Genomic DNA, 21,718 nt, shown 5'->3' with positions numbered 1-21,718 from the left:
CGTTACAAGGGCGACCGTGTCTGATCCGGCGCCAACATTTGAAAGGGTTGCAGCACTGTCATGCGTTCATTAGCCAATGCCCATGCAAACGCCAAGTACATAGCCAGCACACAGCCGAGGGTGAAGACGACGAACCCGGTGACGGAAATTATGCGCAGCCGTGCTCCAGGTGCCCGTCTCAAGGGAGCGGGAGAAGACATCAGCGGGCGCTCACCACGCACATGCCTGATTTGTCGGTACAAACCATCTCGTACCGTTTCCAGCTGCATCCCTCCTCGCTCCATGATGCGGTATTTACCTTCGAAACCCAGTGACAGGCACAGGTACATCAGCTCCAGCAACGCCAGGTGCTTGACGGGGTCGCGGGATAAGCGCTCCAGTAGCCGGAAAAACTTTTCGCCACCGAAGGTTTCGTTGTGAAAGCGGCTCAGCAGGCTGGTCTTCGACCAGTCACTGCGACTGCCCCACGCCGTAGTGACCACCGCCTCGTCTATAACACTGCACAGCACATAGCGCGCCGACATGACCTGGGAAGCCTCTACGCCCTGGTGCAAGGCATGCGTTTCAAACGCCGTAATCCCCGACGACAATCGATCGTTGAGGGTCTGCAAGCTTTCCCGGCCGGTGCTGCCCTTGAGCTGGACGACCTGCGACAAGAGTTCCCAGGCGGCGGCCACTAGGGCGTTGGGGCCGAGATTAAAGCTCTGTGCTCCTTGCAGACCGGCGGTGTAGATCATCCGGTCCTCCAACTGCTCAAAGCGCGGAGGTGATGGGAAGTCCGTCACCGTCGCCTGGGCGGGCGCGCGACCATCGAGGTCAAGCAGAACGGTTTTTTCGTCCTGCGGGTATTCGCTGTCCATCGTCATGGCATTCAGTTCCTGATGGCCCAGAAGTTGAGTTCGAGCCCGGCGAACTCGCCGCTGGCGTGGAAGGCAAAGCCACCCGATTGCTCCAACTGCGCGATGTCTCGGGCAGTGAGTTCGAGCATGAAATAGGTCTTGCCGGCGTGGAACGGAATCTGTCGAGGCGCCACCGGCAGCGGCTTGACCTTGATACCGGCGAGGTGCAGGTTGACCAGCTCGCGGATGCGCTCCACGGAGCCGATTTTCAGGTGTGCCGGCAGGCGGTGGCGCAGTTCTTCGGAGTCGCACTGGGCCGTTGCCGCCAAAATGAAGGTCGCGCTGCCCAGCAATTTGAGGTCACTCACCGGGCACACCAGCACCCCATACTGCCGCTGCTCCAATGGCAACTCGATGGCGTGTTGCTCCAGCACCAACGACAGCACTGCACGGATGCCGTCCATCAACCCGCGAAAACTCGCCCCCTGCTCACCATGCTTGTAACGACTTTCCACCGTTGGACGCTTGTTATCGGTGGAGAACGTGGACAACTCGCCCAGCATCGACAGCAACACCCGGTACAGAGCCTCCGGACGCACTTGGCCCTGACTCAAAAAGTGGCGCAACACCAACTCGGTACGGTTGATCAATTGCAGCATGAGAAAGTCGCCAATCTGAGCGCCCTCCGATCCGCCCCCGCCCCTGATCCTCTCGGCAATCGCATCGCCTCGGGTGGTGAGCAGACTGATGACCTCCTTGAGGCATGACGAGACATAGCCTGAGCTTTGCAGATAGATAAACGTCGGTACAAAATCCGCGTCCAGCCGCACGCCTCCCTCGCCAGTCGAGTCCAGCACTTGGGCGACTTGCAGTTTCACATGCAGCGCGTCAGCGGGTTGCTCGCCTAACAGCAATCTTAGATCCGGGTGTGCACAGTTGATCTGGCAACGGGACTCAACACCGGCATTGGAATCGCTGATCTGCGCTGCGCAACTGACGTAGCGAGCCAGCACATCGCTTTGCTCTCGCTGGCGCACTTCGACCTGATTGCCGATGGCCAATGGCAACGCCAGATACACAGCCTGCCCACTGGTGTTGGCAGGGACCTGCAACACCAGGGGTTCCATTGCGTTGTTCAGCTCGAAAAAGCTGCCATCGGGAAATACACCGCTGGCCTGGTTGACGACCACTTTGCCCAAATTGAGGTATTGCACATCGACGTCAAGGGTCAGGAACCCCCAGCCATCAATTCCCAGCAAGCGGGTGCGGTTGAGCTGCTCGCGGTAGTAGCGGTCGTTGTGCTGCAAGTGTTGCGGGCGAAGCAGCATGCCCTCCTGCCAGACGACTTTATGAACCTGCATCTCTGATCCTCCTACCTTGGGGCTTGAGGGGTAACGACGCGGACCCCGGACTCGTCGAGCATCAGCTCAACACGCGTCAATCGTTGCTGGGCTACGGGCAGCACAAGCCGCCATTGCACATGGGGAAGGTCCCGATAGGCAGCCAGCACCCCGACATAACGGCTCTGTGGCTCAACACTGACCTTGAACGCCAGTTGCTCACCGGGGCGCAGCTCCAACTCCTCGCCGTTTACCCAGTCCTTGGGCAACGCCTGCGCGGCGCGGTTATAGAGGGTGAAGAAGTCAGCATGTTCAAACGCTACGGGGTGTCGCAGCTCAAGCAGGCGCACGACAACAGGAGAAGGACGGCCATGAAGATCGGGATTGACGCCTTCACTTGCCGTCAACGTCAGGTCCACCTTGGTCAGGGTCGAAAAAGGTGACAGGCTGGCGCAACCGGCCAGCAGGCTCAGTGCGATCAGTATTGATACAACGGTGGCTCGATACATGAAGGTCATCCCGGATAAGTCGTGTGCAAAGTAGCGACCAGGCGCACCTGCTCTTCGTAGGCGTTGGAAAACTCGTTACGCAACAGATGTTCGCCCGAGGTTTGCTCATTGATCAGGCTCCGGTAATGGCGTTGGTAAGCCCGCCAATGAGATCCATCCGTTGAGAACCTGGCCGGTGTGCTCTGGCGCTCGAAGCACAGCAACAGATGGCTGGGTGCAAATGCCGCAACCGCGCCGCGCATTGCAGCACGGCAGGCAACGACCAAGGCCAGTTGGTGGACTTGCATATCCCGGAACGCCTGGGTGACTGCTACCTCAGCAGGTAACTGCCCCAACTCGCCGGGGCCCAACAGTGCGGTCAAGGCTGACTGGGTATCGGCGCACTCATTCAAGGGGTTGTAGCGCTTGAGCGCAGGCGAGGTCCGGCCCAGATCCAACTCTGCGTTCAACTCATCGCGAGTCCGCAGACTCTGCTGCAGACCTTCGATGGTTTGCCTGAAAAGACCCGCCACCTTCAGCGCGACGGCCTCGCACGCCGGTGGATCGAGCGCATCCAGCTGCATGCCCAAAGCCTCGGCGAATTGGGACCAGAAGGGGTCACGGGCGGGTGCAGCAACCTGATCGGCTGGAGCCAAGGCCTCATCCGCCAATGGCCCACTCCATCTGGGCACGATCAAGTGATCCTGCTCGACGGCGCCGTGAAAAAGTGCACCGTTCGCTTGCTCGGCCAAGGGCTTTGACACCTCCAGCCCCTCGGTTAAATCGCCATACAGTGCTTCACAATCCAGCGCGTGCAAGGGGTCCAGCACCAAAAAGGCATCGTCAGGAATCCTGTCGGTGCGGAACAACGGCTGCTGGCCCATTTGTGCCCCCCGGGCCATCAACCGCGCACGGATTTGCACCGCGCCCAATTGGTAGACATCGCCCTCGCTGATCAGTCGTGCTTGCCCTTTGCCCAAACGCTCCGTACTGCCCGACACGCCAATGCCGTTACTGCTGATATCCGTTAAGAAATACTGCCCCTCCCGGTAACTGACCAGACCGTGATGACTGGAAAGCAACCGACTGGCGTCGGGAATGACCCAGTCACAACCCGCCCCGCGGCCGATCACACCGCCAACGCCATCAAATGTTTTGACGCAAGCAGGCTCACCGCTTTCGGCATTACACACCTCAAACACTAATTGCATGGCAAGGCTTCCCTGTTCAATCGCTGCGACGGGTCGCCTGGGGATCACCCAGCGGACGGTAGTCAGCATCATCAAAAACGTAATTGGCGTTGCAGCCGCTCAACAAACACAGGACAAGCCCCAAGGCTTTCCACGTACGAAGAGGCATCAGGTATCTCCAATGAAAGTAAGGCTGGCCACTAAGAGTGAGGTCTGTCTGTGCATGAATCAGCCTCCCCCTCGAACGTCGCCAACAGGGATTTTCAAGCGTGTAAGGCGGTAGAGCAGCGTGCGGCGAGCGACACCCAATTCACGTGCCGTGCGGGTCCGATTGCCACGATTCTTGTGCAGGCAGTCGATCAGGAATGCCCGTTCAACCTGCTCCAGGCGCTGGCGCAATGTTGCGTCAACGGGAGTAGCGCTCGACGCGGACGACAGCGATAGGTGCTCCGGCAGCACCACTCCGTCGTCACAGAGCAGCACCGCGCGTTCCACCAGGCATTTGAGCTCACGAACATTGCCGGGAAAAGCGTGGCACGACAGTTGATCCAAGGCGGCAGCAGACCATTGCACCGCTGTGCGACCCAGTGTCGAACAGGCCGATTGGGCGAACTGTCGCGCCAACAGCAACACATCGCCGTCCCGCTCACGCAAGGCCGGTAATTCGATCGGGAACTGCGCCAGTCGGTAATACAAGTCCTCGCGAAACGTACCGTCGGCCACCATTGCACTGAGGTCGCGATGGGTCGCAGCGATAATCCGCACATCGACCTTATGGGCCGCACAGGCTCCCAGCGGTCGGACCTCGCCTTCTTGCAGCACCCGTAGCAGCTTGGCCTGGAGCGACAAGGGCATATCGCCGATTTCGTCCAAGAGCAATGTGCCGCCATTGGCGGCGTCAAATAGCCCGACGTGGTTACGTTCCGCACCTGTAAAGGCGCCTTTGCGATAGCCGAACAGCACGCTTTCCAGCAGCCCCTCGGGAAACGCCGCACAGTTCTGCACCACAAATGCTTTGCTACCGCGCGGCCCAGAGGTATGGATGGCCCGGGCCACCACTTCTTTTCCGGTTCCGGTCTCCCCGCGCAGAAGCACCGTGTAGGGAGCATTCAGCACCTTACCGATCAGACGGTACGTTTCGTCCATGGCTGTGCTGTTGCCGGTCAGCCCATAGGTGACACGAGCGGTGGGTGCGCAGCCTTTGGCCTGGGAAGCGATGTTCTCAGGACGCCCCCGTCGCAACAAAGCCCGTTGACTCAAGGCGAAGCTACCCAATTGACTTAACGACGGGCCGTAGTTCTGCAGCCATCTCGGCTGCCGGCTGGCGCACAGCAATAGACCCGCGACCGCGTTGTGGCGACCGACCAGCGGAACGCATAACAGTGAGCGCCACGGCACTGTTGTCGCCGGTAAAAACCCGCTCTCATACACGCTGTCTTCCAGGTTCTCCAGGCTCAGGGAACAGCAACGACTGAGGACGTAATGCAACAGTTGCTGATGCTGAAAGTCGGGACCGCAAGCGAGGTCGCCCGGGGGCAGCGCGCCGGGCAAATGCTGGGCGATCAGATCGAGTCGACCTGTGCTCTCGTCACACCCGTACAACTGGCTGAGTTCGCATTGACTCAGTTGCGCTGCCGCTGCAACACACAGGTCTGGCAACGTTGACTCGTCACTGTCGATACCCATTCGGGTGAACCAGGCCAATAACGACTCGGCATAGGCCAGCGGCTCGGGTAGCTGGGCAAACCCACTGTTGGTCATAGGCTGAACTCGCAGATCGGCTGCCCGTCACCATCCAGACTGGCATGCACCAGCGATAGGGACTCACCCATGGCCATCGCCCCCAAAAGCCGATCGACTATCTGCGGCAACAGATGAATCTCGATCCAGTGATCGATGTACCGCGCACCGCTGTCGCTATGGGTGCATCGCTCGGCCATGTGAGTGACGAGCTCTGTCGTATAGCTCAATGCCAACTTGCGCGACTGCAACCTTCGCCCAAGACGGTCCAGCTTGACTCTGGCCAGGTCATGCAGCACCGCACCCACAACCGGGTAATAAGGCACGACCCGCATCCGGGCGAGCAGTGCCGGTTTGAAGTAGTCGCGCAACGCGGGGCGGATTGCGTCTTGCAGCACCTGGGTGTCAGGCCGCAGACCTCCAGCGCATAAGTCGACGATGCACTCGCTGCCCAGGTTGGAGGTCATCAGGATCAGCGTATTGCGAAAATCGATTTCCCGGCCCTCTCCATCATTGGCCAGCCCCTTGTCGAAGATCTGATAGAACAGGTTCAACACTTCCGGGTCGGCCTTTTCGACTTCGTCGAGCAATACCACCGAATAGGGTCGCTGACGCACAGCCTCGGTCAACACACCCCCCTCGCCATACCCGACATAACCGGGTGGTGCGCCAATCAGCCGGGACAGGGCATGTTTTTCCTGAAATTCCGACATGTTGAGGGTGGTAACAAAACGCTCACCGCCATACAGCAAATCACCCAGCGCCAAGGCCGTTTCGGTTTTGCCCACGCCACTTGGGCCGACCAACAAAAATACACCGACCGGCGCTTCGGCCTTGTTCAGCCCGGCCGCCACGGCACGCAAGTTGCGGTCGAGCGCCTGTATGGCGGGTTCCTGGCCGAGAATGCGCGAGCGCAGAGCATCGGCAACCCCCAGCACCGATTCACTGTGTTCAAGGGACAACTGCTCAACGGGAATACCCGTCCATGCGCCGATAACCTGTGCCACCCGTCGCGGGCAAACGTGCACCTGGTCCGCCAGCACCCGTTGTTCGAACCAGTGCTGTTCCAAACGTTGACGCTCACTCTCGATAGCCGCCAATCGCAGGTTCAATGCGTGCACAGCCTGCTCATCCACCGCAAGCCCCGCGTCTCTGTCTCGACTCAGCGCGTCCCGTTGCCGCGAGCCTTCAGCCTGTTCGGTGCATAAACGCTCTAATGCCTCGGGCATCGTTACCTGACTGATGCGCGCACGGGCACAGGCGGTGTCCAGCACATCCACGGCCTTGTCGGGCAGCTGACGCCCTGCCAGGTAGCGTGCGCTCATTTGCGCCGCCGCCACGACCGCATCGTCACGGATGTACACCCCATGGCTGGCTTCATACGCCGGAACCAGACCACGCAGGATCGAAATCGCCTGCTCCACGCTGGGCTCACCGACCAGCACAGGCTGGAAACGCCGCGCCAGGGCAGGATCTTTTTCGAAGTACTTCTTGTATTCGGACCAAGTAGTGGCCGCCAGGGTGCGCAATTCGCCCCGGGCCAGGGCTGGCTTGAGCAGGTTGGCTGCGTCGCCGGCTCCCGACTGGGCGCCCGCGCCCACCAAGGTGTGCGCTTCATCGATAAACAGAATCACCGGTTGGGGCGACGCATTGACTTCGTCGATCACGCCCTTGAGCCGTCGTTCGAATTCGCCCTTGATGCTGGCACCCGCTTGCAGCAAACCCATGTCCAGGGTCAGCACCCGCACATTCTGGAGCGGCTCCGGTACTTGTGAACTGGCGATGCGCAACGCAAGACCTTCGACAACAGCGGTCTTCCCTACCCCTGCCTCCCCCACAAGGATCGGATTGTTTTTGCGTCGACGCATGAGGATGTCGATCAACTGACGAATCTCGCCATCACGACACAGCACCGGGTCGATACGCCCTTCGCGCGCCTGGCGTGTCAGGTCATGGGTGAAACGTGCCAGCCATGACTCGTCGCTTGCGGCGGGGATGATGTCCGGGCGCTGGCTCAGCACGAAGCCCTGTACGCGCTGTGCATCCAAACGGCTCAACAACGCGTAATAGCGACTGCCTGCGTGTTGCAACGGGTGATGCAACAGCGCCAGTAACAGCGCGCCGTGGTCCACTTCGGTTTGGCGCAACTCCAGATGAGCAACCAACAATGCCTGCTGCAACCATTGCACCAGGGCTTGGGCAAACACCGGGTTACGTGAAGCACTTCCCTCCCCCTTGGGCTGCAGCGTTGCTTGCAGCGTCTGCGCTTCGATCCCCGCGTCGGCCAAGGCTCTCATTAAAAGGCCATCGCGATGTTCCAGCTGGGCCAATAGCAAGTCTTCTACAAGCACTTCCCTGCCACCACGCGCCACACAACGCTCAGCCGAGCGCTCCAAGTCTTGGCGGACCGCAGGCGTCAACGTTCGGATAAGTTGTTGCAGGTCTACATTCATCATCAAGAGCCCCTAGTGAGCGTTGTTGGCCACGATGACCACACCGTCGGCGCATTCGTGTGCCAGCCAACTGGTCCAACCCAGCCTGCAGACGTTGTATTCACCCACGTGCAACGGCCTGATGGACTCCTTGTCCAGCACCAGGCGCAGGTCGTAATCCAGCGGGTCGCGAGCGGTCAGTCGTACCAACGCACACAGCAGCGGATAGTCCGCACCCGTCGGCAAAAAACCGTGGAACTGCTGCCAATCCAGGCCCTGTACGTGCACCCTGAACTTGCCACTGCAGTCGGCGACCCGGTCTCCCAAAACCTGGTCGGTGCCCAGCACGCTGTTGGCAACACCCAACTGGTTCAACTGCGCGGGAGTAATGACCACCGAGCGTTCGACCCACTGCTCAATAAACACGCGGTCGTGCTTGAAGTAGTAACGCAGCACTGTCTCGATTACCGCCGCCGAATGCGCCCGCAGACTAAGCAGACCCAGGTAGGGCAACAGCCGCTTGCAGTCCAACTGCGCTGCAGTGCGCAGCTGCCGGCCCTTCAACCCAATCAACGCAAACATCTGCTCGGAAAACGCGTCACGGGCCTGCGCCTGGAAGCTCACCTGGTAACGGTATTTGCGCCAGATCGGCAGCATCAGCCGTTGCAGACGATGGTGAAACAGGTCCAGAAAATCGCGAGTGGCGTGTCCACTCGCCTCATCGGCAAACGCCTGCTCGCCGTAAAACGCCGGCAAGGGCGACCCAGCGCCACACAGACCCAGAACGTTGAGGCGAAGACGCGCACGCAATTGACCGTGTTCAACAAAAAACTCCACCCGATCGATGTCGTGACCGGGAAAACCAAGACCTGGGTTGGCCTGAAACTCCAACCTGTCATAGAGCGCATCGTCATCCAGCAAAGGATGGGCGGCGCGCAGGCGCTTGATCACCTGCAAAATCGCCTGAAACAGCGAATATTCGCGGATCGCACTGCACAGTTCCTTCAAAGCAGGGGCTGCTGCCCCATCCGGGGTGGCCATAGGTACACATCTCCTTGTGTGCTGATGACACGTAGTTCGTGGTAGGCATTGAGGCTTGCGTAAAGCGCGAAGAACTCGTTCAGCACCGAGGCGAACACAAACGCTTCGCCCCTCCCGAGGAAGCCTTCGAAATCAATGCTCAGGTCAATCTGCAAGCCACGAAATGGCATTCCGCGGTACAAACGATCGACCGGCCTATGACTGATGGATCGCAACGCACCTAACCTTCTCTGGCTGACCTTTTGCGCGTGCCGGTCGTGGTAACGCGGCACGTCGTAGGTTTGCAGGAGCACCTTGAACGCGTTGATATCGGTCAGTGACAAATAGTTGAGCGACATGTTGCTGATCAGTCGCCAGAGAAAATCCTGGTCAAGGGGCGGCGCAAAACTCGCGGTCGGCGCGCAGATATTGCGAAACGACAACCCCTCCGGCGTCTGCTCACAGGGTTGATTGATGTCACCTGCCTGTAATTGCCGAGGCAGGTTGTGATTGGTACATGTCAGCTCGATCGACAGCGTTTCCTGGGCATGCACCTGCCCATTTCCAAACGTCAGCCAAGTATCGAGCCCTGTGTGGTGCGCCGACGCGCGCTGCCGAATGCTGTAGCTGGTGGGGGGCGCCGAAGCGTCGATATCGCCATCATGCTCGAAGGTTTCAAACGGGACGTACGCTTGATACCCCAACCCGCCAGGGCGCCAACCCATGACCTTATCTACGGAAAACACACAAGCATTTTCCCGCGCGTACTCTCCAGGAATCAGCAGGTACTCGTCCTGCTTGCCGTCCAGGCGTATCGGAACTGCATCATGTTTGAACAGGTTGACGATGGGCGTGCAGTACAGCTTTACGTTGCTCAAAGTGGGGCACTCGGTGGTCTGGCAGCCCACGCGCAACGTGAAGCACACTTGAATGCTGCAGATTTGCTTGAGTTGGTCCGGGGGCAACCGCTGCAGCACATCCAGCCCCTTTACATCGACGAACAGATACTTTTCAGGAAAGGAGAAATACTCATGCAAATGGCGATACCCACTAAACGTAGTGTGCGGATAGGGCATCAGCGCATGCTCCTCGGCGAACCCCACCGGTTTTACCTGCTCAGCGTCGAGTCGCATCAACAGGGGCTTGCCATCAGCCGCGCTCACAGCTCGTCCATCGCAGTCCAGTGGTCGTAACTCGATACCTTCAAGCTCGCGCAATAGGCTCAGATATAACCCTTGGCTGATGTAGCGATCTCCCGCCAGATGCAGACGTAATTGGTCGAACTCACATTCGCTGAAATTGCCTCCGGCACTCATGTCGAGGCGCAGGCTCATCGACGCCTGTTCGCCTTGGACGCAATACTCCAATGCGCTCAGTTGCAACGGCAGGATGCGGGTGTCGTAACAGGTCCGAAAGCGACAGCGTTCGCCATTCACCGCACCGCTTTCGACTGGCGTATTCCGTGCGACCATCACCCCGACGCCCGTATGCTTCAGCGGGTCAAACTGCAAAATGCTGAACGCAGGTATCGGCCGCATATAGTTGGGCCACAGCAAATGCATCAACGAGTGCGTCAGCTCTGGCAACTCGTCATCCAATTTCTGGCGCAAGCGACCGGTGAGAAAGGCAAAACCTTCCAGCAATCGCTCCACATCCGGATCCTGGCCAGCCTCCCCTAGAAAGGGCGCCAGCGCGGGATTTCGCTCGGAGAAACGCCGCCCGAGCAGACGCAACGCACTGAGTTCACTTTGGTAATACTGGTTAAAGGACATCAGGCAAGACCTCAACCTGTCCCGCATCCCGCAGGCGCGCGGTGAACACCACAGGTTGCGTCACCCCGTCGATAGAGAGCGTGGCGTCGATGGCAAACACCAGGGCCAAAGCGTCGTGACCTCGGGGTAACGACCTCACGCGGACTTGTTTCAAGCGTGGTTCGTAGGCGCGGATAAACCGCTCGATCAATAAGCGCGACTGGCTCAAGGACTCATGCAGACTCTGGTTCATGTCATTGAGGTCCGGCATTCCGTAGTCCGGCAATGTCTGCACACTGCCCGCGCGGATGCTGAGCATTTTTCCCAGGTGAGCTGCGACAGACCTCACGCCACAGGCTGAATGCTCAGCTGGATACCCAAGTCGCTCAAACAGACTTCGGTTGCGGGTCACCCCTTGGCCCCTGCTCATTCTTTATCGAGCTTGCCAACCAGGGACAGCGTGAAGTCAGCCCCCATGTATTTGAAGTGCGGTCGTACGCTCAGACTGACCCGGTACCAACCAGGCTCACCCTCAACGTCACTGACCACGATGCGCGCCGCACGCAATGGCCGCCGCCCACGCACCTCGGCACTGGGGTTGTCCTGGTCTGCGACGTACTGGCGAATCCACTTGTTGAGCTCCAGCTCAAGGTCGGTACGCTCCTTCCACGACCCCAGTTGCTCCCGTTGCAGGACCTTGAGGTAATGGGCCAGACGATTGACCACCATCATGTAGGGCAATTGAGTGCCCAGGCGGTAATTCAACTCCGCTTCCTTGCCCTCGGCACTGATGCCGAAACTCTTGGGCTTTTGTACCGAACTGGCGGAGAAAAACGCGGCATTGTCACTGCCCTTGCGCATCGTCAAGGCAATGAAGCCCTCTTGTGCCAGTTCATATTCGCGGCGGTCGGACACCAGTACTTCAGTGGGAATCTTGGTTTCGATTTCGCCCATGCTGTGGAAGTGATGCAAGGGTAAGTCTTCCACTGCGCCGCCGCTTTGCGGACCGATGATGTTAGGGCACCAACGAAACCGCGCGAAACTGTCGGTCAAGCGTGTGGCAAAGGTGTAGGCGGTGTTACCCCATAGGTAGTGCTCGTGGCTGTTCACCACGGTTTCTCGGTAGGCAAACGTCTTGACCGGGCATTCAAGGGGATCGTAAGGCGTTCGCAGCAGGAAACGCGGCACAGTCAGACCGATATATCGGGCGTCTTCGCTCTGGCGGAAGCTTTGCCATTTGGTGAATTGAGGGCCTTCGAAATGGTCCCTGAGATCCTTCAGATCAGGTAGGTCGGTGAAGCTTTCCAAACCGAAAAAACCCGGCCCGGCGGCAGCGATAAAAGGTGCATGGGCCATGCAAGCCACACTGGAGGCGTATTGCATCAACTTCACATCAGGGGCACTGGGCGACAGAAAGTAGTCGGCGATGATCGCGCCCACCGGCTGGCCGCCGAACTGACCGTATTCCGCACTGTAGACATGCTTATAGAGCCCTGACTGAGTCACCTCTGGCGAGTCTTCGAAATCATCCAGCAGGTCTTGCCGCGAGACATTCAGCAGTTCGATCTTGATGTTTTCTCGAAAGTTGGTGCGTTCGACCAACAGCTGCAGGCCTTTCCAGGAGGACTCCAGCGCCTGGAAACCTGGGTGGTGAAGAATCTCATCCATTTGCCGACTGAGCTTTTCGTCAATCTCGGCAATCATCCGGTCAACCAGACGCTTCTTGACCGGTTCACCGCTGTTCTGCGGCTTGATCAGTTCTTCGATAAAGGCCGAGACCCCACGCTTTGCAATGCCGTAGGCCTCGTCGTCCGCACTCAACAGAGTCTGAGCGATGATGTTGTCGAGGATGCTGCACTCATCAGTGCTGTGTACAGGTATCGGAGTGTGTTGAGTCGTCATGGCACCAGTGTCCTTTTACTGAGAAATATCAGGCGATTTGGCTGTTCAGGCCCAACTCTGCCAATACCCGGGCACGGGAGTCGTCATCGGCCAGAGCCTGTTCGATGGCTTTACGAAAGCTCGGCGTGTTGCCCAGCGGTCCCTTCAACGCCATCAACGCCTCACGCAGGGCCATCAGCTTGTGTAACTCGGGGATCTGCTCCACCAGGTTTGCGGGGTTGAAATCCTTCATCGAATTAATGCGTACCTGGATGGCGAGTTCTTCAACTTCGGCGCACTCCTGGAGACGGTTGGGTACATTCAGCGTGAGGCTCAGCGCCTGTTTGGCCAGCACCTCATCAAGGGTGTTCTTGTCGATGGCGATGGGTTTGCGATCTTCGAGCTTGCGCAGGTCCTCACGCTGGGTGAAGTCCCCCAGCACCAGCAGTTTCAACGGCAGCTCGACTTCTTCCTGAGCACCACCGATGGCGGGTTTGAAGGTGATATTGATGCGTTCCTTGGGTGCTACCGAACCTTCTTTGGCCATGGTATTTCTCCTTTTTTTTGGCTCGTGAGCCTATTCAAGTACCGCTTCAAGATCGAAGAGGCACAGCCTGCGGTGGGTGTCTTCCTTGCGCTCGCGCACGGCATGGTTTTGCGGCATCAGGTCGCAGCAGCGATGCAAGAGTTGGGTGACTTGAAACGCCAGCTCCGGTTCCCAGCGCTCCAGGCCCGAGCGTTGCAGCTCGACATCCAAATGTTCGAGCAGGATCTTCGCCAGTTCATGCTTGCCCGCGTGGACACATAAACGCGCCTGGGCCAGGCGCCAGTAAAAGCGTGCTCGATCACTGCGGGCGGCGTGCAAGCCTTGCTTGAGCTGTTGCACGGCGGCCTTGAGTCCCTCTTTGCCCAGCCGAGGCAATACATCCTGCAAAGCGATCTCCCAGGGCTCGGCATCGGCCACCACACCGGGCACTTCAGGCGCTTGCAGGTGATGGGAAACATGCAGTGCGATCCAGTCGCGAGTACTGCTGTTGGCAAAAGGAGCGCCATCGTGAAAACGAAACGCCGGTAAGTCCGGCAAGCGTTGCAGCAACAGGGCAAAGCTCACTTCCAGTTCGGTCATGGCCTGCTTCGCCTGCTGAGCCTCCAGGCACTGCCAGATCATGTGCAGCCCGTCGAACCAGAACATGGCACCTGAGAAGCAAGCCTCAAGTTCAACCAGTAGATCGGCGTGATGCCCCTGGCAAAACCGCTCCTGATAGCGTTTGAGCGTGTCGCAGGGCGGCGCGTACAGCGCGGTGACGCGCTCATTGTTGGCGTCCGGATAGCGGACGATGGCCAGCCATGCCAGCGTTCGGCTCAGGTGCAAGGCCCGCAAGTCGGTAGCGTTGTGGCGCAACCACCAGGTACACAACGGACGGGCTTGTTCTTGCAAGGCACGCAACAATTTATGCGCGTCCTTTTCGTTGTTGACCGTCAGTTCGGTTTTCAACAACGGGATGGTGGCCTGTTTGACGTGTGCAATCACGGCACTCACCCCTGTGACGGCGGGATGACCCTGCGCCGCAAGCTCCATCCGCTGGTCCAGTTGCCTGCGAATCGGTAGCAAGAGCGGCGCGCCCTCGCCCAAATGGGCAGTCCAGAGCTCATCAAGGCGGGAGAGTTGTTCCAGCAACGCTCGGAATAAAGGCTGCTGGTCCTGAAGCGAAAGGCTTTGAACAAGCAGTGTCTCAAGGCGCAAGACCAACCAGCCGAACGCCGCGCTGCGGGTGCGCAGCTTTTGTGGGTGCACCGTGGACCAATGATGCTCACAGAGATGACGCAGCAACCCGAGCCCTGCCAGCAGACCGGCAAAGGATTCGCGCTGGTACAGCGCCCACGTCAGCCAGACCGCCACGCGCAGATCTTTGGACTGCTCACGCAGCAGGCATTCGCTGATGTCCAGAGTCTTTTGCCAGTCCGGCTGGCCAGCGCCATGAATGGACTGCATCTTTCCCAGTTCAGACTCCAGGGCTTCATACTCACTCGAATACCGTATATCACCGCCAGCAAAACTTGTTTGCGAACAGGGTAGTTTGGCAAGTTCAAGATAATGAACGCAGAGTTTATCCGAGTATCCCATTTAGGACCGCACGCAATTAATCAAGGTACGAACAACAAACTAAGCAAACTTAAAATTCGCACCAGAATGTCATCTTGGCTTCGCTCGACTCGCCACGAAGTTCGCAAACCTTAGCCATGCCAATAACATTCAGCAAGCAATAACCACATACTTAAGACTTGTCCTACGGGCGAAGTAAACTAAGGCATATGCTGGATATTGCGCAATAAAACCGGCCTATCGAATCGAATATCAGCGAAAATCAATTGCCAGACGCCTTATCGGCATGAGCAATTAAATGCGCACTTATGCGCAATTAATACCCGACAAACCGCCCCCAAACCCTCAATAACTTTCTACATGCCGCGCAGACACTCAACGGACACCAAGTACTTATTGGCTCCCACACTTTCAGGCACGTTTCTTGTTATAGGCATTTCTCCAACCGGCGCAGTCGCCGGTGTGAACGACCTTTCAATCAGGCAAGGAAACCCGTCATGCCAACACCCGCGTATCTCTCTATCACCGGCGTCAAACAGGGTTTGATTACGGCAGGCACATTTACTCAGGACTCTGTAGGCAACACTTACCAGCAGGGCCATGCAGACCAGATCCTGGTCCAGGCCTTTTCCCACCAAGTAGTCGTTCCGCGGGACCCACAGTCCGGTCAACCAACCGGCCAGAGGGTTCACAAACCGCTGATGATCAGTAAGGTCTTCGATAAGTCATCACCACTCCTGTTCAGCGCCTTGACCAGCGGTGAGCAGGTCACGTGCCGCCTGGAATGGATGCGCAGCACATCTGCCGGAGCACAGGAGCACTACTTCACCATCGAACTGGAAGGGGCAACCATCGTGGACATCCAATCACGCATGCCCAACTGCCAGGACCCGAGCAATGCCCACTTCACACACTTGGAGGACGTGTACTTCACCTATCGCAAGATCGTATGGACCCACGAAGTGTCCGGCACGTCCGGGTCGGATGACTGGCGCAGCCCGGTAGCCGGTTAACCCGGCCCCACGCAGGAACGGGCGCCAGGGACGGCGCCGTTTCTGCCAGCGGGTTAGACCATCGCCAGCGGATGCTTGCGCTTGGGCGCACCGAAGACGCGGTCGATGGCGTCTAGGTCATGCTCATCGAGCACCAGTTTGGCGGCGGCTGCGTTCAGTCGCACGTGCTCCGGCGACACAGCCTTGGGAATGGCGATCACGCCCTCTTGGCGCAACACCCAGGCCAGGGCGACCTGCGCCGGTGTGACCTCATGACGATGGGCGATCTGCTTGAGCGTCGCGCTGGACAGTAACTCACCGCCTTGCGCGATCGGGCAGTACGCCATCAAGGGCAAGTGATGTTGTTGCCACCAGGGCAGCAGATCGAACTCGATGCCGCGCTCTTCGATGTTGTAGAGCACCTGATTGGTCGCACAGGCTGGGGAGGCAAGCTCCTGCAGGTCTGCCACGTCGAAGTTGGAGACACCCCAACGACCGATCTTGCCGGCGTCGCGCAGACGCTCGAAGGCTTCAACGGTTTCTTCAAGCGGGTATTGGCCACGCCAGTGCAGCAAGTACAGATCGATGTAGTCAGTGCCCAGCCGCTGGAGGCTGGCTTCGCAGGCCCGCGGCACACCCTTGTGGCTGGCATTGTGCGGGTAGACTTTGCTCACGAGGAACACCTGGTCACGTTTACCGCGAATAGCTTCGCCAACCACTGTTTCGGCGCCGCCCTCGCCGTACATTTCGGCGGTATCGATCAGGGTCATGCCCTCGTCGATCCCCAGTTGCAACGCCGCGACTTCGGCGCGGTGCTGGTCCGGGTTTTCGCCCATGCGCCAGGTTCCCTGGCCGATGACAGGGACGGGAACGCCGGCCAGATCAATAGTACGCATGACAACCTCCTGATGAGTTCGCGGGTTAACAGTGTGGCATTGGTCGGACAAAAGGGTTCAATCGAAGTATGGTTGCCCTTTGCCAAGTCGCGAGGAAAGACCCGCAATGCTGTTTATCGTGATGCTCGGGGGCAAGCACCCCAGGGCGAAAATCGAAGTTCACGATGTGGTGTTCGCCGCTGCGGATACGCTGGAAGCCACTTACCCGCAATTGCGCGACGGTTGGTTTGGCAGCCCCAAGGGCGTGCATATCGATTCCTGGATGGCCGTGGATGGCATCGACGGCTGGAAGGTCGAACTCAGCCACCTGGCGCCCCAGGCCGGCGCCCATCACTTGTACTTCATCAACCTTGGTGGGTACGAAGCGAACACCTTTGGCGAGGCCCATCATTACCTGCTGGTGGTCGCGCGCAACAAACAGGAAGCCACCCGCATGGGCAAGCAACAGATGCTGGGGCATTGGTCCCAGGGTCACACCGACGGCGTGCTGGATATCGATGACTGCCTGCCCATCGATCTGGTCGACGGGCGCTATCTGCACCTCGTCCAGGCACCACACCGGGCAATCCTGCAGCGCAACGACTATATCGTGCTGCCCTGAGAGCGGCCGATCAAATACCGGGAACTTTGCCAGGAAATAACCGCCTGAATCCGGTACGCTCACCCTTTTTACTCAAGGAGTTACTCCCCATGGCCAAAGCCACCGCCCGTCACATCCTCGTTTCCACTGAAGACAAGTGCAACGAACTCAAGGCCCAAATCGAAGGCGGCGCCGATTTCGCAGAAATCGCCAAAGCCAACTCCAGCTGCCCATCCAGCCGTCAAGGCGGCGACCTGGGTTCGTTCGGTCCAGGCCAAATGGTTAAAGAATTCGACACCGTAGTTTTCAGCGCCCCGGTCAACACCGTGCAAGGCCCGGTGAAAACCCAGTTCGGCTACCACCTGCTGGAAGTCACCAGCCGCCAGGACTGATCCAGTCCACGCTGATGCTACAAACAACGGCCCGCCTTTTGGTGGGCCGTTGTGCATGTGATGACTGGCGACGCTGATGCCGTTAGCGTACAAATCCCTATTCCTGTTCTTCCGGCGCTCAAGACTGATAATGCGATTGGCCTTTTCGACTCTATTTCGCTCTACCCTCGCCCTGCTGCTGGCCAGCACCGCCGTGATCGCGGCCCCCCAACCGTCACTGACGGTGTACGGCGAACCGGCCAAGTACCCCGCCGGTTTTACCCATTTCGACTACGCCAACCCCAACGCGCCCAAGGGCGGCAGCCTGCGGCGTTCGGCCATCGAAATCGGACGCTTCGATCATGTGCTGCCCTATATCGACAAAGGCATCGGCGTGTCACAGGTTGACGGCTGGCTCTACGCGCCCCTCGCCCTGCGCTCTCTGGACGAACCCTATACGGTCTACGGCCTGGTCGCCGAAAAAATGGAGCGCGCCGAGGACGGCCTGTCCCTGCGTTTCTACCTGAACCCCAAGGCGCGCTTTGCCGACGGCAAACCCATCACCGCCGAAGACGTTCGCTACAGCTTTGATTTATTAATGACCCAAGGCAGCCTGCGTTTTCGCACACTGTTCGCCGACGTCAAGCACGTCGAAGTGGAAGGTGAGCGCCAGGTGCGCTTCGACTTTTCCAGCAACGAAAACCGCACCCTCCCCCTTGATATCGCCACCCTGCCGGTGTTCCCGGAGCACTGGTGGAAGACCCGCGACTTCGCCAATGGCGGCGGCTACGAAGCCCCACTGGGCAGCGGCCCGTACAAAGTCAGCAAGGTCGACTCCGGCAACACCATTACCTTTACTCGCGACCCGGACTGGTGGGGCAAAGACTTGCCCGTCAGCCGTGGCCTGTACAACTTCGATCACCTGAGCCTGGAGTTTTTCGGTGATACCGAAGTAGCCCGCCAGGTGCTGCGAGGCGGCGCCTACGATTTCAATCGTGAATTTTCCGCCACCGGCTACTCCATCGGCTACAACGGCCCTGCCCTGGACGATGGCCGCCTGCAACGCGCTCACCTGGCCAAGGAAATGCCGCAACCGGCCCAAGGCTATGTCTTCAACGTGCAGAAGCCGGTATTCAAAGACCGCCGCGTGCGCCAGGCCTTGGCAATGCTGTGGGATTTCGAATGGGCCAACCGGCAGATGATGCGAAATATGTACATTCGTCAGCAGAGTTTCTTCTCTAATAGCCCGCTGGCGGCGACCCAACTGCCCACCCAGGAAGAGCTGGCGATTCTTGAACCGTTGCGTGGGCAGATCCCTGACGAGGTGTTTACCCAAGTGTTCAAGGCACCGGTCACCGACGGCAGCGGCATGATCCGTGACAAACAGCTCCAAGCCCTGGCCCTGCTGGAAGAGGCCGGTTGGAAACCCAACGGCGACAAGCTGGTAAACGCCGAAGGCGAACCGCTTGAGTTCACCTTCCTCAATGCGCAGGCCGGTCTGGAGCGACTGTTGCTACCGTACAAACGCAACCTGGCGCAGATCGGCATCACCCTTAATATCCGTCGCATCGACTCCTCTCAGTACGTCAACCGTTTGATGACACGGGACTACGACATGATCGTCACCGGGTTCCCTGTCACCACCTCGCCGGGCATGGAGCTGTACAACTACTTTGGTTCCAGCGCCGCTTTTGATTCGGGCGCAAACAACTACATGGTGCTCAAGGACCCGGCGGTTGACGCCTTGATCAAAGGTCTGGTCAAAGCCGACACACAGGCGCAGATGCTCACCTACGCCCATGCCCTGGACCGGGTGCTGCAATGGAATTACCTGTGGATCCCCAATTACTACCCGCCCGGTACGTCCGCCGCCTGGTGGAACCGTTTCGGCCGCCCGGCCATCGAGGCCAAGAATGACGAGGCCCTGGAAACCTGGTGGGAAGTCAGCCCCACACCTCTGACCACTGAGCAGATGAATGCCGAACTGAAAAAACGCGGAGGAGCGCGCTGATGTTTGCCTATATCGTGCGGCGCCTGCTGCTGATCATCCCAACCCTGGTGATCATCCTGCTGGTGAATTTCGTGATCGTGCAGGCCGCCCCCGGTGGCCCGGTGGAACAGGCCATCGCCCACTTGCAGGGGATTGGCGGCGGCGGTGTCGGCGGCTCATCCGGCGAAGGCATCAGCAGCGGCTCGCGGTCCAGTCGGGGCCTGGACCCGAAGCTGATCAAGGACATTGAAAAACAGTACGGCTTCGACAAGTCCGCACCGGAACGCCTATGGCTGATGCTCAAGAGCTATGCTCAGTTGGATTTCGGCAACAGCTTCTTTCGCGGCTCGACGGTGATCGACCTGATCCTGGAAAAGATGCCCGTCACCATTTCCCTCGGGCTGTGGGCCACGCTGATCACTTACCTGGTGTCGATCCCGCTGGGGATACGTAAGGCGGTGCGCCACGGCAGCAGCTTTGATGTGTGGAGCAGCACTGCCATCGTGATCGGCTATGCGATGCCAGCGTTCCTGTTCGCGATGTTCCTGATCGTGGTGTTCGCCGGCGGCACCTCCCTGAACTGGTTCCCGGTGCGCGGACTGGTGTCGGAGAACTTCGAAGAACTGAGCACCCTGGGCAAGATCGCCGACTACTTCTGGCACCTGGTGTTGCCGGTGACGTCTTTGGTAATCGGCGGATTCGCCACCCTGACCATTCTCACCAAAAACTCGTTCCTCAATGAAATCACCCGCCAATACGTGGTGACCGCGCGGGCCAAAGGCTTGAGCGAACGACGTGTGCTGTACGGCCATGTGTTCCGCAACGCCATGCTGCTGGTGATCTCGGGGATTCCCCAGGCATTTATCAGCGTGTTTTTTGCCGGCTCCTTGCTGATCGAGGTGATTTTCTCCCTGGATGGCCTCGGTCGCATGAGCTACGAAGCGGCGGTTTCGCGGGATTACCCGGTGGTGTTCGGTTCGCTGTTTATCTTCACCCTGTTTGGCCTGCTGATAAAACTCATCGGTGACCTCTGCTACACCCTGGTGGACCCGCGTATCGACTTCGCCGCGAGGAACGCCTGATGCTTAACTTGTCTCCCGTGGCACGCCGACGCTTCGAGCGTTTCAAGAAAAATCGCCGTGGCTGGTGGTCGCTGTGGCTGTTTATCGGCCTCTTTATCCTGACCCTCGGCGGCGAACTGATCGCCAACGACAAACCCCTGGTGCTGAGTTTCAAGAACGAACTGTATTTCCCGGTGTTCAAGCGTTACACCGAGCAGCAGTTCGGCGGCCAGCTGCCGTTCCAGGCCGACTACCGCAGCGACTATGTGCAAAAGCTGATCAAACAGGACGGCGGCTGGATGTTGTTCCCGCCGATCCCTTTCAGCGATGACACCCCCAACTACGAACTGACCCGCCCTGCCCCCAGCCCGCCCTCGACGGTGAACTGGCTGGGCACCGATGACCAGTCCCGCGACGTGCTGGCGAGGGTCATTTTCGGCGCGCGGGTGTCGATCCTGTTCGCCCTGGCGCTGACGGCCATCAGCGCAGCCATTGGCATCGCCGCCGGGGCTTTGCAGGGTTACTACGGCGGCTGGGTCGACCTGATCGGCCAGCGGGTACTTGAGGTCTGGTCCGGTCTGCCGGTGCTGTACCTGCTGATCATTCTGTCGGGCTTTGTCGAGCCCAATTTCTGGTGGTTGCTGGGGATCATGGCGCTGTTTTCCTGGCTGGCCCTCGTGGACGTGGTGCGCGCCGAGTTCCTGCGCGGGCGCAACCTGGAATACGTCAAGGCTGCACGGGCGCTGGGCCTGGGCGACGGCAAGATCATCCGCCGACATATCCTGCCGAATGCGATGACCGCCACCTTGAGCTACCTGCCGTTTATTTTGACCGGCGCGATTTCCACCTTGAGCGCCCTGGATTTCCTCGGCTTCGGCATGCCGGCGGGCAGCGCATCCCTGGGCGAACTGATCGCCCAGGGCAAGCAGAACCTGCAAGCGCCATGGCTGGGCCTGACGGCGTTTTTCACCTTGGCGCTGATTCTGTCGCTGCTGGTCTTTATTGGCGAGGCGTTGCGTGACGCCTTCGACCCACGTTCATGA

20 protein-coding genes are annotated in these 21,718 nt (G+C 59.0%); 6 read left to right on the top strand and 14 right to left on the bottom strand.

From position 1 onward, the window contains the following. Positions 1-2 precede the first annotated feature (2 nt). From icmH to tssA, 13 genes are read right to left on the bottom strand one after another with little or no spacing between them, the layout of a single operon-like run. Positions 3-866 carry a type IVB secretion system protein IcmH/DotU gene (icmH, locus tag CKW32_RS08305; protein WP_095184558.1) on the bottom strand — a complete coding sequence of 288 codons (864 nt, stop codon included), beginning with the start codon at positions 864-866 and terminating at the stop codon, positions 3-5. Positions 867-871: 5 nt separating this feature from the next. Continuing rightward, complete coding sequence (tssK, locus tag CKW32_RS08300) at positions 872-2,200, bottom strand: type VI secretion system baseplate subunit TssK (RefSeq protein ID WP_095184557.1); 1,329 nt, start codon at positions 2,198-2,200, stop codon at positions 872-874. Between the two features lie 11 nt (positions 2,201-2,211). Next, positions 2,212-2,688 carry a type VI secretion system lipoprotein TssJ gene (gene tssJ / locus CKW32_RS08295; protein ID WP_095185013.1) on the bottom strand — a complete coding sequence of 159 codons (477 nt, stop codon included), beginning with the start codon at positions 2,686-2,688 and terminating at the stop codon, positions 2,212-2,214. Positions 2,689-2,693: 5 nt separating this feature from the next. Continuing rightward, positions 2,694-3,878, bottom strand: coding sequence for a type VI secretion system-associated FHA domain protein TagH (tagH, locus tag CKW32_RS08290; protein ID WP_095184556.1), 1,185 nt, complete (start codon positions 3,876-3,878; stop codon positions 2,694-2,696). 16 nt (positions 3,879-3,894) lie between these two features. Then, positions 3,895-4,026: a type VI secretion protein gene (locus tag CKW32_RS28460; RefSeq protein ID WP_081797692.1), complete on the bottom strand. Its 132-nt coding sequence runs from the start codon at positions 4,024-4,026 to the stop codon at positions 3,895-3,897. A 59-nt stretch (positions 4,027-4,085) separates the two neighbouring features. Next, a complete protein-coding gene (locus tag CKW32_RS08280; protein WP_095184555.1) occupies positions 4,086-5,618 on the bottom strand; it encodes a sigma-54-dependent Fis family transcriptional regulator in 1,533 nt (510 codons plus the stop codon). Further along, positions 5,615-8,053, bottom strand: coding sequence for an AAA family ATPase (locus CKW32_RS08275; RefSeq protein WP_095184554.1), 2,439 nt, complete (start codon positions 8,051-8,053; stop codon positions 5,615-5,617). The genes CKW32_RS08280 and CKW32_RS08275 overlap by 4 nt, the downstream gene beginning before the upstream one ends. A 9-nt stretch (positions 8,054-8,062) precedes the next feature. Continuing rightward, complete coding sequence (tssG, locus tag CKW32_RS08270; RefSeq protein ID WP_095184553.1) at positions 8,063-9,070, bottom strand: type VI secretion system baseplate subunit TssG; 1,008 nt, start codon at positions 9,068-9,070, stop codon at positions 8,063-8,065. After that, on the bottom strand, positions 9,034-10,821 hold the full coding sequence (gene tssF, locus CKW32_RS08265; protein WP_095184552.1) for a type VI secretion system baseplate subunit TssF: 1,788 nt from the start codon (positions 10,819-10,821) through the stop codon (positions 9,034-9,036). Before tssF ends, tssG begins: the two co-directional genes overlap by 37 nt. Continuing rightward, positions 10,811-11,230, bottom strand: a complete 420-nt coding sequence (gene tssE / locus CKW32_RS08260; protein ID WP_371853989.1) for a type VI secretion system baseplate subunit TssE — start codon at positions 11,228-11,230, stop codon at positions 10,811-10,813. The genes tssF and tssE overlap by 11 nt, the downstream gene beginning before the upstream one ends. After that, positions 11,227-12,702, bottom strand: a complete 1,476-nt coding sequence (gene tssC, locus CKW32_RS08255) for a type VI secretion system contractile sheath large subunit (RefSeq protein WP_095184551.1) — start codon at positions 12,700-12,702, stop codon at positions 11,227-11,229. Before tssC ends, tssE begins: the two co-directional genes overlap by 4 nt. Before the next feature lie 28 nt (positions 12,703-12,730). Beyond that, positions 12,731-13,228, bottom strand: a complete 498-nt coding sequence (gene tssB, locus CKW32_RS08250) for a type VI secretion system contractile sheath small subunit (protein WP_032886528.1) — start codon at positions 13,226-13,228, stop codon at positions 12,731-12,733. Positions 13,229-13,258: 30 nt separating this feature from the next. Then, positions 13,259-14,806 carry a type VI secretion system protein TssA gene (gene tssA, locus CKW32_RS08245; protein WP_095184550.1) on the bottom strand — a complete coding sequence of 516 codons (1,548 nt, stop codon included), beginning with the start codon at positions 14,804-14,806 and terminating at the stop codon, positions 13,259-13,261. 476 nt (positions 14,807-15,282) lie between these two features. On the opposite strand from tssA, the gene CKW32_RS08240 reads away from it, so the two are divergent. Continuing rightward, positions 15,283-15,798: an Hcp family type VI secretion system effector gene (locus CKW32_RS08240; RefSeq protein ID WP_032886529.1), complete on the top strand. Its 516-nt coding sequence runs from the start codon at positions 15,283-15,285 to the stop codon at positions 15,796-15,798. A 53-nt stretch (positions 15,799-15,851) separates the two neighbouring features. Here CKW32_RS08240 and CKW32_RS08235 read toward each other — a convergent pair whose 3' ends face one another. Further along, positions 15,852-16,673: an aldo/keto reductase gene (locus tag CKW32_RS08235; protein ID WP_095184549.1), complete on the bottom strand. Its 822-nt coding sequence runs from the start codon at positions 16,671-16,673 to the stop codon at positions 15,852-15,854. A 106-nt stretch (positions 16,674-16,779) separates the two neighbouring features. Here CKW32_RS08235 and CKW32_RS08230 point away from each other — a divergent pair, with 106 nt between their 5' ends. From CKW32_RS08230 to CKW32_RS08210, 5 genes are all read left to right on the top strand, one after another. Beyond that, entirely contained in the window at positions 16,780-17,274 is a 495-nt protein-coding gene (locus CKW32_RS08230; RefSeq protein ID WP_095184548.1) for a DUF1543 domain-containing protein, read from the top strand. A gap of 89 nt (positions 17,275-17,363) precedes the next feature. Further along, entirely contained in the window at positions 17,364-17,645 is a 282-nt protein-coding gene (locus CKW32_RS08225) for a peptidylprolyl isomerase (protein ID WP_005788801.1), read from the top strand. A gap of 130 nt (positions 17,646-17,775) precedes the next feature. Continuing rightward, positions 17,776-19,635 (top strand): extracellular solute-binding protein, encoded by a 1,860-nt coding sequence (locus CKW32_RS08220; RefSeq protein WP_032886532.1) that lies wholly within the window; start codon positions 17,776-17,778, stop codon positions 19,633-19,635. After that, the gene (locus CKW32_RS08215) at positions 19,635-20,696 is read left to right on the top strand and encodes a microcin C ABC transporter permease YejB (protein WP_095184547.1); all 1,062 of its coding nucleotides are present in this window, start codon (positions 19,635-19,637) and stop codon (positions 20,694-20,696) included. Before CKW32_RS08220 ends, CKW32_RS08215 begins: the two co-directional genes overlap by 1 nt. Further along, complete coding sequence (locus tag CKW32_RS08210; protein ID WP_049712947.1) at positions 20,696-21,718, top strand: ABC transporter permease; 1,023 nt, start codon at positions 20,696-20,698, stop codon at positions 21,716-21,718. Before CKW32_RS08215 ends, CKW32_RS08210 begins: the two co-directional genes overlap by 1 nt.

It is taken from the genome of Pseudomonas sp. Irchel 3H9, from assembly GCF_900187495.1.
Classification (GTDB): domain Bacteria; phylum Pseudomonadota; class Gammaproteobacteria; order Pseudomonadales; family Pseudomonadaceae; genus Aquipseudomonas; species Aquipseudomonas sivasensis.
This window is presented reverse-complemented; position numbering and strand designations above follow the sequence as displayed.